Here is a 13,587-nt window from a genome sequence, read left to right on the forward strand (position 1 = left end):
TTGCCAGGAGGCCCTGACGGGCCGGTCGTACTGGAGTCTTGGTCTTAGTTAGTTCAACAAATAGCTTCGAATGAGGAATGGCTTTGAAGGGCGGGAGTAGCTCAGTTGGCTAGAGCATCAGCCTTCCAAGCTGAGGGTCGCGGGTTCGAGTCCCGTTTCCCGCTCCAGATTCATGTCGTTCCGCGCGGTTGCAAATTGCTTGGCCCACATAGCTCAGTTGGTAGAGCGCATCCTTGGTAAGGATGAGGTCACCGGTTCAAATCCGGTTGTGGGCTCCATTTTGCGGGCCTTTCGCGTTGCTTGTTTTTGAAGTATACTTTGTTTCGGTTATGCCATATCCTGGCTGTCCTAAAGACACAGACTATATCGCTAAGAGTTTAAAGAGGGAGGTTACTCCATGTCGAAAGCAAAATTTGAAAGAACTAAGCCCCATGTAAATATCGGCACCATCGGTCATGTTGACCATGGTAAAACAACCCTGACTGCAGCTATTACACAGACTATGGCTGCACGTGGCCTGGCCGAGTTCAAGGCTTTTGATCAGATCGATAACGCTCCTGAGGAGCGTGAGCGTGGTATTACTATTGCCACCGCTCATGTCGAGTATCAGACCGATACCCGTCATTATGCCCACGTTGACTGCCCTGGTCATGCCGACTACGTCAAGAACATGATCACCGGTGCTGCGCAGATGGACGGTGCCATTCTGGTTGTGTCCGCTGCTGACGGCCCCATGCCTCAGACTCGCGAGCACATCCTGCTGGCTCGTCAGGTTGGCGTTCCCGCCATGGTCGTGTTTTTGAACAAGGCCGATATGGTCGACGATGAAGAGCTGATGGAACTGGTTGAGCTGGAAGTGCGCGAGCTGCTTAGTTCCTACGACTTCCCCGGCGACGATATTCCGATTGTTGCCGGTTCCGCTCTCAAGGCTCTCGAGTGTGGTTGCGGTAAGGACGATTGCGATGCCTGCAAGCCGATCATCGAGCTCATGAATCAGGTCGATACTTACATTCCTGAGCCTGAGCGCGATATCGACAAGCCTTTCCTGATGCCTGTTGAGGATGTCTTCTCCATCTCCGGTCGTGGTACTGTTGCTACCGGTCGTGTAGAGAGCGGTATCGTCTGCGTGCAGGATGAGATCGAGATTGTCGGCATGAAAGAGACCACCAAGACGGTCGTTACCGGCGTCGAGATGTTCCGCAAGCTGCTCGATCAGGGCCAGGCCGGCGACAACATCGGTGTGCTGCTGCGCGGCGTCAAGCGCGAAGACATCGAGCGCGGTCAGGTTCTTGCCAAGCCCGGCAGCATTACGCCGCATACCAAGTTCAAGGCCGAGGCCTATATTCTGACCAAGGAAGAGGGCGGCCGTCATACCCCGTTCTTCAATGGTTACCGTCCCCAGTTCTACTTCCGTACCACGGACGTTACCGGTATCTGTGAGCTTGCCGAGGGGACTGAAATGGTTATGCCTGGCGACAATGCCAGCATGACTGTAAACCTGATTACTCCGATCGCCATGGATAAAGAGCTGCGTTTCGCTATTCGCGAAGGTGGTCGTACCGTTGGCGCCGGTGTCGTCAGTGAAGTTATCGAGTAATCCTTTTTAAGGCTGAATTCCTCTGCCCGCCATGCGGCGGGCAGGGGTAGAGGAAACGGATATGGCTGACATAATTACCCTTGCCTGCACCGAGTGCAAGCAGCGGAACTATACGACGACTAAAAACAAGAAAACCAAGCCCGAGCGGCTTGAGTTCAACAAGTACTGCCGTTTTTGTCGTAAGCATACCCCTCATCGCGAAACCAAGTAGTTTCGCTGGGCGAAGTAGATAGGCCGCAGCTGTCTGCGGTCTTTTGCATGCAGGCCAGTAGCTCTAATGGCTAGAGCACCGGTCTCCAAAACCGGGTGTTGGGGGTTCGAGTCCCTCCTGGCCTGCCATATTTTATAGCAAGCTCTGGGAGTTATCGTGGTCAAGAAGGCGATGGAGTTCCTTGGCAACGTCAAGGTCGAGTTAAAAAAGGTGACCTGGCCCTCCAAAAGAGATGGCTATGGGTCCACTCTGGCGGTTATCGTGCTGGTGCTTGGCGTTACGGCCTTCCTGTGGGGGGTCGACAAGTTGTTGTCTTCCGCCATCGGTGTGATTCTCAGGGGATAGGTGAAAAGATAATACGGTATGTCTAAAAAGTGGTACGGGGTGCATACATATTCCGGGTTCGAAAACAAGGTCAAGATGACTTTGGAAGAGCGGATTCGTCAGCTCGGTTTCGAGGAGCTGTTCGGGGAGGTGCTGATTCCCTCCGAGACAGTTGTCGAGATGAAGAATGGCGAGCGTAAGACTTCCACGCGGAAGTTTTTCCCGGGGTATATCCTCGTGCAGATGGAGCTTAACAACGAAACCTGGCACGTGGTCAAGAATACCCCGAAGGTGACAGGGTTTGTTGGTGGGGGGTCGGCGCCGCCGCCGATCTCGGACGAAGAGGTGGCCAAGATCACCGCGCGCATGGAAGAGGATGTCGAGCGGCCCAAGCCCAAGGTGGCTTTCGAGGTTGGCGAGACGGTGCGTGTGGTTGACGGTCCCTTTCTGAATTTCACCGGCGTTGTTGAGGATGTGAAACCCGATAAGGGAAAGCTGAAGGTCATGGTCAGCATTTTCGGCCGGGTTACTCCTGTCGAGCTCGAGTTTATCCAAGTCGAAAAAACCAGCTGACGCTGGCTTTATGAAGGTTAAAGTTCAAGGAGAAGCTCATGGCCAAAAAGGTTGTTGGATTAATAAAATTGCAGATTCCTGCCGGCAAAGCCAACCCTTCGCCGCCGGTCGGTCCCGCGCTGGGTCAGCACGGGGTCAACATTATGGAGTTTTGCAAGGCGTTCAATGCTAAGACGCAAGCTCAGGACGGTATGATTATTCCGGTAGTCATTACCGTATTTGCCGACCGTTCTTTTAGCTTTATTACCAAAACGCCGCCTGCTGCTGTTTTGTTGATGAAGGCCGCCAAGATTCCCAAAGGGTCTTCGGTGCCGAACAAGGATAAGGTCGGTAAGGTGACCAAGGCGCAGGTGCGCGAAATCGCCGAACTGAAAATGCCTGATCTCAATGCGTTTGACATTGAGGCTGCGATTCGTACTATTGAGGGTACGGCTCGCAGTATGGGCCTCGAAATCGTATAATTTCTGGCAGGATCTGGAGTACGCCAATGTCCATAGGAAAGCTGCACAAGCAAGCCAAGGAAAAAGTCGATCGTTCGCAGGTGTATCCCATCGGCGAAGCGCTTGCCTTGGTAAAGGAGGTTGCACACGCTAAATTCGACGAAACCGTCGAGATCTCTGTTCGTCTTGGGGTTGATCCCCGTAAGGCCGATCAGATGGTGCGTGGCGCCGTGGTGTTGCCTAACGGCCTGGGTAAAGACGTCAAAGTTCTGGTGTTTGCCAAAGGCGAGAAGGCTATTGAAGCAAAAGAAGCTGGAGCCGACTATGTTGGCGGAGATGATCTCGTCGCCAAGATTCAGGAAGGCTGGTTCGACTTCGATACTGCCATTGCGACTCCCGATATGATGGGTACGGTTGGTAAGATCGGTCGTCTTCTCGGCCCCCGCGGGCTGATGCCGAACCCCAAAGTAGGAACCGTGACCTTTGAAGTCGGCAAGGCTACGAGTGAGGCCAAATCGGGTAAGGTTGAATATCGTGTCGAAAAGGCCGGTATTGTTCATGCTCCGGTGGGTAAGGTCTCCTTCGATGCCGAAAAGCTTCAGGAAAATCTGGTTGCCCTGTTTGATGCGCTGGTAAAGGCCAAGCCGGCAACTGCTAAAGGAACCTATTTTAAAAAGATGAGTCTTAGCAGCACCATGGGTCCCGGGATCAATGTTGATCTCCCCACTGTGCAGGCTCTCGTAAAATAGTTTTTGGGATTATTCGCAGCATGCCGTCCTGCCTTCTGGCGGGTCGGCGTGTTGTGTCTGATATCCAGGTCAAAGACAGCAGGTACCTACGGTGTTTAATGGTATGACCGCCTGCCGAGGCCGGAGCGAGTGGATACGATTGTCTCCCTCTGTGGCCATTGACTGGAAAACGGTCCTCACGGACTCAGTAAATACTACAGAAAGGAGGAGAGACAGTGAAAAAAGAAGCGAAATCACAAGTCGTATCTGAAATGGCACAAAAGCTGGCTTCGTGCCAGGCTGCGTTTTTGGCCGACTACCGCGGTCTCACCGTCGAGCAGGTCAATCAGCTGCGTGGAGAGCTGAAGAAGGTCGGCGTCGAATACCGTGTCGTCAAGAATACTCTGCTGCGTCTGGCTTCCAAAGGTACCGATGCAGAGTGTCTTTCGGAGTATCTGCAGGGGCCTAACGCTATTGCTCTGGCAGAAGAGGATCCTGTCGGTCCCGCCAAGGTATTGACCCAATTTGCCAAGAGTAACAAGGCTTTCGAACTCAGGGCCGCCGAACTCAACGGCAAACTGTTGTCGATTGATGAAGTCAAGGCTCTTGCAGAGCTGCCGAGCAAGGAAGAGCTGCTTGGCAAAATGCTCGGTTCTATTAATGCACCGGTCAGCAATTTTGTCGGCGTTCTTGCTGCGGTTCCGCGTACCTTCGTACAGGTACTCGCCGCTATTCAGCAGCAAAAAGAAGGCTGATTTTTTGTGTCTTAATTTCTCACAACCAAAAATAATGTTTGATAGCTATACGGAGGTTATCCAACCATGGCTGATATCACCAAAGAGCAAGTTGTTTCCTTTATCGAAAACATGAGCGTTCTGGAACTGGCTGAGCTGGTTAAGGAACTGGAAGAAAAATTCGGCGTATCCGCCGCCGCACCCGTAGCCGTAGCTGCTGCTCCTGGTGCCGCTGCTGGCGCTGCCGCTGCTGAAGAAAAAGACGAGTTTGACGTCGTGTTGAAGTCCGCCGGCGACAAGAAGATCAACGTTATCAAAGTTGTTCGTGCCGCTACCGGTCTCGGCCTCAAAGAAGCCAAGGACATGGTCGACGGGGCTCCTCAGACCATCAAAGAGGCTATGCCCAAGGCCGAAGCTGAAGAGCTCAAGAAGCAGCTCGAGGAAGCTGGCGCAGCTGTCGAACTCAAGTAGTACCCTTTGCATATTTAACACCTTAGCCAAGGCTGCAGTATGCGGCCTTGGCTATTCTGCTTTCGTTAGCTTCCCCTAGCTAAAGGAGAAACCATGGCTTATTCGGTTGCGAATAACCAGCTTCTTAGGAAACATTTTAGCACGATTAAGGGAATCATCGAGATTCCTAACTTGATCGATATCCAGAAGAATTCCTACAAGCGTTTCCTGCAAGCAGGGCTCCCTCCTTCTGCTCGGAAAAATATCGGGCTTGAAGCGGTTTTTCGCTCGGTTTTCCCCATTCGCGATTTTAGCGAAACCTGCTCATTGGACTACGTTTCGTACTCTCTGGGTACGCCTAAGTACGATGTGGGTGAGTGCCACCAGCGAGGGATGACCTTTGCCGCTCCCGTTAAGGTATGCGTGCGTCTTGTGTCTTGGGATGTCGACAAGGAATCCGGAGTCCAGGCGATACGCGACATAAAAGAGCAGGAAGTCTATTTTGGCGAGATCCCTTTAATGACCGAAAACGGTACCTTTATCATCAATGGTACCGAACGCGTTATCGTGAGCCAGTTGCATCGTTCTCCCGGTGTGTTTTTTGATCATGATAAAGGCAAGACTCATTCGAGCGGCAAGATTCTTTATAATGCTCGAGTGATCCCGTATCGTGGTTCCTGGCTCGATTTTGATTTTGATCATAAAGATCTCCTTTATGTCCGGATTGACCGCAGGCGGAAACTTCCCGCAACGGTTCTGCTTAAAGCTCTCGGTTACAGTGCCGAAGAGTTGTTGAATTACTATTATCAGGTGGAGACCGTTACGGTAGACGGGGACTCCTTCAAAAAAAAGGTCAATCTCGACCTTCTTGCGGGTCAGCGTGCCTCGACCGATGTGCTCGGCAATGATGGGGAAATTATCGTCAAGGCCAACCGCAAGTTCACCAAAGCGGCTATTCGCAAGCTTGCCGACAGCAATGTAGAGTATATCCCGGTTTCTGAAGAGGAAATCGTCGGCAAGGTTGCTTCCACTGATATTGTTGATGTCAGCACCGGCGAGGTCATTGTTGAATGCAATGAGGAAATCAGCGAGAGCAAGCTCGAAGAGTTGCGCACGCGAGGCATTGTTGAGTTCAACATCCTGTTTATCGATCATCTCCATGTAGGGCCCTACCTGCGGGAGACGCTGTTGCTGGATCGCATGGCTACTCCCGAGGATGCCCGCATCGAGATCTACAGGCGTCTGCGTCCAGGAGATCCGCCGACCATAAAGAGCGCTAATGCGCTTTTTGAAAGCTTGTTCTTCAACCCTGAGAGATATGATCTTTCGGTGGTCGGACGTATCAAACTGAACTACAAGTTGGGGCTTCAATCGCCTGAAGATCAGACCACGCTCACCAAGGATGATATCCTCGAAGTCGTTCGCTATCTCATCGGTCTGCGCGATGGGCGCGGTACCATTGATGATATCGATCATCTTGGGAATCGTCGCGTGCGCGCAGTGGGCGAACTGCTGGAAAATCAATACCGTGTCGGCCTGGTGCGGATGGAGCGGGCGATTAAGGAGCGCATGAGTCTGCAGGAAGTCGACAGCCTGATGCCTCACGATCTGATCAATTCCAAGCCTGTTTCGGCAGTGGTCAAGGAGTTCTTCGGGTCATCTCAGTTGTCCCAGTTTATGGATCAGACCAATCCTTTGTCTGAAATTACCCATAAACGACGTCTTTCGGCTCTGGGACCCGGTGGTCTTACCCGTGAGCGTGCCGGTTTTGAGGTGCGCGACGTTCATCCGACCCATTATGGACGTGTCTGTCCGATTGAGACGCCTGAAGGTCCCAATATCGGTTTGATCGCGTCCCTGTCAACCTATGCGCGGATCAACGAGCATGGATTCGTTGAGACTCCCTACAGGATCGTTGAGCAGGGGAAGGTTACCAACGAAATCCGGTATTTTTCGGCTTTGGAAGAGGGCGGCCACGCCATCGCTCAGGCCAACGCGCCTTTGGATGACGACGGACGCTTCCTCAACGAATTGGTCAACGCGAGACAGAACGGCGAATTCGTGCTTATTCAGCGCGAAGAAATCGGCCTTATGGACGTTTCGCCCAAGCAGCTCGTTTCGGTTGCCGCCTCGCTGATCCCGTTTTTGGAAAACGATGATGCCAACCGTGCGTTGATGGGGTCGAACATGCAGCGCCAGGCGGTTCCCTTGCTGCGCGCCGATGCACCGCTGGTCGGTACCGGTATGGAACGTATTGTCGCTCACGACTCCGGGGCCGCCGTAGTTGCGCGCCATAACGGTGTCGTTGAGTCGGTTGATGCATCGCGAATTGTTGTGAAGATTGACGAAGGCGAAGTGGATGAAGACGGAACCGGCGTTGATATTTACAATCTGATCAAATTCGCCCGGTCGAATCAGAACACCTGCTTGAATCAGAAACCGATCGTCAAGGTCGGTGACCGGGTTGCCAGCGGCGGTATCATCGCAGATGGTCCCTCCACGGAATGGGGTGAACTGGCTTTGGGGCAAAACGTGCTGGTCGCGTTTATGCCCTGGGAAGGTTACAACTTCGAAGATTCGATCCTGATTTCTGAAAAGCTGGTCAAGGAAGATCGCTATACTTCCATCCACATCGAGGAATTGGAATGTGTAGCGAGGGATACCAAGCTGGGTAAGGAAGAGATCACCAACGATATCCCCAATCTTGGCGAGGACGCCCTTAAGGACCTTGACGAAAGCGGTATTGTTCGTATCGGTGCCGAAGTCAAGCCCGGTGACATCCTGGTTGGTAAAATCACGCCTAAAGGCGAAACCCAACTGTCTCCCGAAGAAAAACTGCTGCGTGCAATTTTCGGGGAGAAAGCCGGCGATGTTCGCGACACGTCCTTGAGGCTTCCGCCCGGCGTGGAAGGTGTGGTTATCGGCGCTCGGGTCTTTTCCCGTAAGGGTTCGGACAAGGACAGCCGTACCGAATATATCGAAAAGACCGAAATTGAAAAACTGCTCAAGGATCAACACGATGAGATTCGCATTATACGCGAATCGACCCATGGCAAACTTGAGTCGCTTCTGGTAGGCCAGACCTCAGCCTCCGCGTTGTTCGATGCCGCAGGCAAAGAACTGCTCGGGCAGGGGGAGAAGATTACCAGTGAAGTGTTGGCCGAGGTGCCCTTTGCGCGCTGGCGTGAAATCAGCCTGCTGGATGCCTCCGAAAACGAAGAAAAGTTGAGTGCCATCATGACCAGTCTTGCTCAGCGCGAAGAGCTGATCAAGGCCGTGTTTGCCGATAAGATCGAAAAGATAAAACGCGGAGACGACCTGCCGCCTGGTGTCATCAAAATGGTCAAGGTCTATATCGCCATCAAGCGCAAATTGTCGGTTGGTGACAAGATGGCTGGCCGTCACGGTAATAAGGGTGTCCTGTCCAGAGTGTTGCCTGAAGAGGATATGCCTTATATGGCCGATGGCACTCCGGTTGAAATTGTCCTCAATCCGCTCGGCGTTCCTTCGCGTATGAACGTCGGGCAGATCCTCGAAACACATCTGGGACTTGCCGCTAGAGGTCTCGGGGTTCAGATTCAGGAGCATCTGGATCGTTATTACACCCCCGAGGCGATGCGTACCAAGATCGGCGAGTGTTATGAGGATGATCGGGTCGCCGAGTTCGTCGATGCCCTTCCGGACGACGAGGTTATGCAGCTTGCGCGTCAATTATCGCGCGGGGTGCCCATGGCTTCGCCCGTCTTCGAAGGGGTCACCGAAGAGCAGATGAAAAACCAGATGGAGCGGGCCGGCTTCGCATCCAGCGGGCAGATGACCTTGTACAACGGTAAAACCGGCGAAGCTTTCAAGGAGAAGGTCACCGTCGGTATCATGTATATGCTTAAATTGCATCACTTGGTCGACGATAAAATTCATGCACGTAGTATCGGCCCTTACAGTCTTGTGACCCAGCAGCCTCTAGGCGGCAAGGCGCAATTCGGTGGACAGCGTCTTGGTGAGATGGAAGTCTGGGCCATGGAAGCTTACGGTGCCGCTCATGCGCTGCAGGAGTTTTTGACCGTCAAGTCCGACGATGTCACCGGGCGTACGCGCATGTACGAGGCTATCGTCAAGGGTAAACATACTCTTGAGGCCGGATTGCCCGAGTCGTTCAATGTCCTCATCAAGGAACTGCAGTCCCTTTGTCTGGATGTCGAACTCCTTGAGGAGCAGGAATAAAAGACTGGATCCCCTTCCGGGAAACCGGAAGGGGCTGGGTCTGTTTCCATATGGGAAACGCGCTATTTACCAACATCCATCCCTAAGGAGGGTGTGTTTTGGAAGATATTTTCAGCCTTTTCGAGCGGCCGAAGGATCCTCTTAGCTTTAATGCCATTCGTCTCTCACTTGTCTCTCCCGAAAAGATCCGTGAAAGATCCTTTGGTGAGGTCAAAAAGCCCGAGACGATCAACTACAGAACCTTTAAACCGGAACGTGACGGTCTTTTCTGCGCCAAGATTTTCGGGCCGACTAAAGACTACGAATGCAACTGCGGTAAGTACAAGCGCATGAAGCATCGTGGCATCGTCTGCGAAAAATGCGGCGTTGAAGTCATTCCTAGCAAAGTGAGGCGCGAGCGTCTTGGCCATATCGACTTGGCCTGCCCCGTGGCCCACATCTGGTTTCTGAAATCGTTGCCGTCGCGTATTGCGACGCTTCTCGACATGACCTTGAAAGAAGTCGAGCGGGTTCTGTATTTCGAAGCCTATCTGGTTCTCGATGCCGGCGATACACCGCTGTTTCGTGGGCAATTGCTGACCGAAGACAAATATGCCGAAACCATGGAAGAATACGCCGGTCAGTTTGTGGCTACCATGGGTGCCGAGGCTATTCGCGACTTCCTTCTGAGTATAGACATCGAAGAGTTGTCCACTGTCTTGCGTAAAGAAATGAGTGAGGCAGCCAGTGAGGCCAAGCGCAAAAAGGTCGCTAAAAGGCTCAAAGTTGTCGAGGCTTTCAAGTTCAGCGGGAACCGTCCGGAGTGGTTGATCCTTGAAACCATCCCGGTTCTGCCTCCCGAATTACGCCCCCTGGTACCTCTGGATGGTGGCCGTTTTGCCACATCGGATCTCAACGATCTGTACCGCCGCGTGATTAACCGTAATAACCGCCTTAAGCGTTTGATGGAATTAAGGGCCCCCGAGGTCATTATTCGCAACGAAAAACGCATGCTGCAGGAAGCGGTCGATGCGCTGTTCGATAACGGTCGTCGCGGGCGTGCCATTACGGGTCCGAACAAGCGGCCTTTGAAGTCTTTATCCGATATGCTCAAGGGCAAAGGCGGACGGTTCCGGCAGAATCTGCTCGGAAAGCGTGTTGACTATTCCGGGCGATCGGTTATCGTTGTTGGCCCGGAGCTCAAACTGCATCAATGCGGTTTGCCCAAAAAAATGGCTCTGGAGCTGTTCAAGCCGTTTATCTACAACAAACTTGAAGAGCGCGGATTCTGCACCACCATCAAGAGCGCCAAGAAGATGGTGGAGAAGGAAAAATCCGAAGTCTGGGACGTTCTCGAGGAAGTCATAAAAGAACATCCGGTTATGCTGAACCGGGCACCGACTCTGCACCGTCTCGGCATTCAGGCCTTTGAACCGGTGCTTATAGAAGGCAAGGCTATTCAGTTGCACCCCCTCGTTTGTACGGCTTTCAACGCCGACTTCGACGGTGACCAGATGGCTGTGCATTTGCCGCTGTCCATAGAGAGTCAGATCGAGACCCGGGTGTTGATGATGTCGACCAACAACATCCTTTCGCCGGCGCATGGTAAGCCTATTATCGTTCCATCGCAGGATATGATTCTGGGTCTCTACTATATGACCAGGGAGCGTGCCTTTGCGCGCGGTGAGGGTAAGATTCTCTCTTCGCGCGATGAGCTGCGCATGGCCTACGATGCCGGGGAGATTGACCTTCAGGCCAAGATCAAGGTTCGGATGTCGCCTGCTCTCGGTGAGCCGGAGACCCTTGTTGAAACGACCACCGGGCGTGTTTTGCTGCGGGATGTTGTACCGGAAGTCATTCCGTTTGATTACATCAATGTGGTTATGGCCAAAAAGCACGTGGCCAACCTTATCGATGTATGTTTCCGTCTTGCCGGAAACAAAGAAACGGTTTTGCTGGCCGATAAGCTCAAGGATACCGGGTATCGTTTCTCCACCATGGCCGGTATTTCAATCTGCCTCGATGACATGGTCATTCCGGAATCGAAAGATGTCCTGATGAAGGCCGCCGTCGAGGAGGTTACCGAAATTCAGAAACAATATACCGAAGGTCTCATCACCGACGGTGAACGCTATAACAAGGTCATCGATATCTGGGCCAAGTGTACCGAAGATATCGCCCAGACCATGTTGGACACCCTTTCGAAAGATGAAATCGTCTCTCCGGAGGGGGAAGCCGTCAAGGTGCCGTCCTTCAACTCGATCCATATGATGGCCGATTCCGGTGCCCGTGGTAGCGCCCAGCAGATCCGTCAGTTGGCGGGTATGCGTGGTTTGATGGCGAAACCTTCCGGTGAGATCATCGAAACGCCGATTACCGCCAACTTCCGTGAAGGTCTGACCGTGTTGCAGTACTTCATTTCGACTCACGGTGCCCGTAAGGGTCTGGCGGATACCGCGCTCAAAACGGCTAACTCCGGGTATCTTACCCGTCGTTTGGTCGATGTCGCTCAGGACGCCATCATCACGGAACAGGATTGTGATTCACTGGATGGCATCGTGATGACGGCTCTTACTGAAGGCGGGGAAGTTATCGAACGTCTGGGGGATCGCATCCTCGGCCGTACCGCTCTTGAGGATGTGCTGGATCCCGTTACCGGCGAGGTGCTGGTCGAGGCAAACCAGCAAATCGACGAAACTCTGGTGGAAAAAATCGAAAATGCCGGTATCGAAAAGGTGAAGATCCGTTCGGTCTTGACCTGCCAGAGCCAGCGCGGTATTTGCGCCACCTGTTATGGGCGCGATCTGGCCAGAGGGCATCTGGTCAATCTCGGTGAGGCGGTCGGGGTTATCGCCGCTCAGTCTATCGGCGAGCCTGGTACTCAGCTTACCATGCGTACCTTCCATATCGGTGGTACGGCCTCCCGGCGTGCCGAGCAGACCTCCTTGGAGGCACGGTTCGATGGTTTCGTAAAATACCTGAATCTCAATTCGGTTCTTGATGCCGAAGGATTTCACGTGGTCATGAATCGCAACGCCGAAATTGCGGTGGTGGATGAGACCGGGCGTGAACGCGAACGCTACGGCGTGGTTTACGGTGCGCGTCTGCGCATCAATCCCGATGCGCCGGTTCAGGCCGGTAGCCTGCTCGCTGAATGGGATCCGTATACCATGCCTATCCTGACGGAAATTGCCGGTACGGTGCGTTTCGGCGATATTCTCGAAGGGGTGTCCATGGAGGAACAGGTCGATGAAGTAACCGGCCTGTCTCGTAAAGTCGTCATCGAATCGAAGGGGGCAGACAAACGGCCGCGGATTACTCTCAAGGACTCCGAAGGTAAGACCGCTAAGTTGCCCAACGGAGCTCCCGCCCGGTACATGCTGCCGGTCGGAGCGATTATTGTTGCCTCTGAGGACGAAACGGTCAGCGGTGGTGCCATTCTCGCAAAAATCCCGCGTGAAACCACCAAAACCAAGGATATCACCGGGGGTCTTCCGCGCGTAGCCGAATTGTTTGAGGCACGCAAGCCTAAAGAGTACGCCATCATCTCCGAAATCGATGGTGTGGTCTCGTTTGGCAAGGACTCCAAAGGGAAGCGCAAGGTACACGTTACCCCTGAAGTCGGCTCTCCTAAGGAATATCTCATTCCCAAAGGGAAGCATATCAGCGTGCACGAAGGGGATCACATCAAGGCCGGCGAGGCACTTATGGACGGCTCGAGCAACCCCCACGATATTCTGCGCGTCCTCGGTGAAAAGGAACTTGCCAAGTACCTGGTGGATGAAGTGCAGGAGGTTTATCGCCTGCAGGGCGTAAAGATCAATGACAAGCACATCGAGGTCATTGTTCGCCAGATGTTGCGTCGAGTGCGGATCAAGGAGCCCGGCAACACCCGGTTCCTCGCCGATGATCAGGTTGAGCGCTGGGAGTTCGAGTGCGAAAACCGCAAGGTTGTCGGTGAGGGCGGTGCTCCTGCAGTCGGGGAGCCCCTCATGCTGGGTATAACCAAGGCGTCGCTGTCGACCGAGTCCTTTATTTCCGCGGCGTCGTTCCAGGAGACAACCAAGGTCTTGACTCAGGCTGCTATCGAAGGCAAGATCGACTACCTTCGCGGGTTGAAGGAAAACGTCATCATGGGGCGTCTTATCCCTGCCGGTACGGGTATTTCCAAGTATCGCAGTGCCCACTTGCTGATTGAAGAACCCGAGGAAATTGAAGAGCCTGTGCCTGAAGATCTGGAAGATGAAACCGCTGGTGCAGACAGTGCCCAAGCGGCTTCCGAAGAGTCGGTGGCGGAAGGCAAAGATTGATAGAGAGAAAATATAGGGGG

Annotated in this window: 10 protein-coding genes and 3 tRNA genes; all 13 read left to right on the plus strand. The window is 53.3% G+C overall.

The window, feature by feature from the left end:
* Positions 1-90 precede the first annotated feature (90 nt).
* Positions 91-167, plus strand: a tRNA-Gly gene (locus tag PCAR_RS04195).
* Positions 168-202: 35 nt separating this feature from the next.
* A tRNA-Thr gene (locus PCAR_RS04200) sits at positions 203-278 on the plus strand.
* 119 nt (positions 279-397) lie between these two features.
* Positions 398-1,597, plus strand: coding sequence for an elongation factor Tu (gene tuf, locus PCAR_RS04205; RefSeq protein ID WP_011340388.1), 1,200 nt, complete (start codon positions 398-400; stop codon positions 1,595-1,597).
* 61 nt (positions 1,598-1,658) lie between these two features.
* The gene (gene rpmG, locus PCAR_RS04210) at positions 1,659-1,808 is read left to right on the plus strand and encodes a 50S ribosomal protein L33 (protein WP_011340389.1); all 150 of its coding nucleotides are present in this window, start codon (positions 1,659-1,661) and stop codon (positions 1,806-1,808) included.
* Positions 1,809-1,859: 51 nt separating this feature from the next.
* Positions 1,860-1,936 (plus strand) — tRNA-Trp (locus PCAR_RS04215).
* Between the two features lie 28 nt (positions 1,937-1,964).
* On the plus strand, positions 1,965-2,153 hold the full coding sequence (secE, locus tag PCAR_RS04220) for a preprotein translocase subunit SecE (RefSeq protein WP_011340390.1): 189 nt from the start codon (positions 1,965-1,967) through the stop codon (positions 2,151-2,153).
* Positions 2,154-2,171: 18 nt separating this feature from the next.
* Entirely contained in the window at positions 2,172-2,705 is a 534-nt protein-coding gene (gene nusG / locus PCAR_RS04225; RefSeq protein WP_011340391.1) for a transcription termination/antitermination protein NusG, read from the plus strand.
* A 38-nt stretch (positions 2,706-2,743) separates the two neighbouring features.
* Positions 2,744-3,166, plus strand: coding sequence for a 50S ribosomal protein L11 (gene rplK / locus PCAR_RS04230; protein WP_011340392.1), 423 nt, complete (start codon positions 2,744-2,746; stop codon positions 3,164-3,166).
* 26 nt (positions 3,167-3,192) lie between these two features.
* Entirely contained in the window at positions 3,193-3,894 is a 702-nt protein-coding gene (gene rplA, locus PCAR_RS04235; RefSeq protein WP_011340393.1) for a 50S ribosomal protein L1, read from the plus strand.
* A gap of 215 nt (positions 3,895-4,109) precedes the next feature.
* Positions 4,110-4,628, plus strand: coding sequence for a 50S ribosomal protein L10 (gene rplJ / locus PCAR_RS04240; protein WP_011340394.1), 519 nt, complete (start codon positions 4,110-4,112; stop codon positions 4,626-4,628).
* A 66-nt stretch (positions 4,629-4,694) separates the two neighbouring features.
* Complete coding sequence (gene rplL, locus PCAR_RS04245) at positions 4,695-5,078, plus strand: 50S ribosomal protein L7/L12 (protein WP_011340395.1); 384 nt, start codon at positions 4,695-4,697, stop codon at positions 5,076-5,078.
* Positions 5,079-5,171: 93 nt separating this feature from the next.
* Positions 5,172-9,278 carry a DNA-directed RNA polymerase subunit beta gene (rpoB, locus tag PCAR_RS04250; RefSeq protein WP_011340396.1) on the plus strand — a complete coding sequence of 1,369 codons (4,107 nt, stop codon included), beginning with the start codon at positions 5,172-5,174 and terminating at the stop codon, positions 9,276-9,278.
* Between the two features lie 98 nt (positions 9,279-9,376).
* Positions 9,377-13,567 carry a DNA-directed RNA polymerase subunit beta' gene (gene rpoC / locus PCAR_RS04255; protein WP_011340397.1) on the plus strand — a complete coding sequence of 1,397 codons (4,191 nt, stop codon included), beginning with the start codon at positions 9,377-9,379 and terminating at the stop codon, positions 13,565-13,567.
* The last annotated feature ends 20 nt before the right edge of the window (positions 13,568-13,587 follow it).

It is taken from the genome of Syntrophotalea carbinolica DSM 2380, from assembly GCF_000012885.1.
Lineage (GTDB): Bacteria > Desulfobacterota > Desulfuromonadia > Desulfuromonadales > Syntrophotaleaceae > Syntrophotalea > Syntrophotalea carbinolica.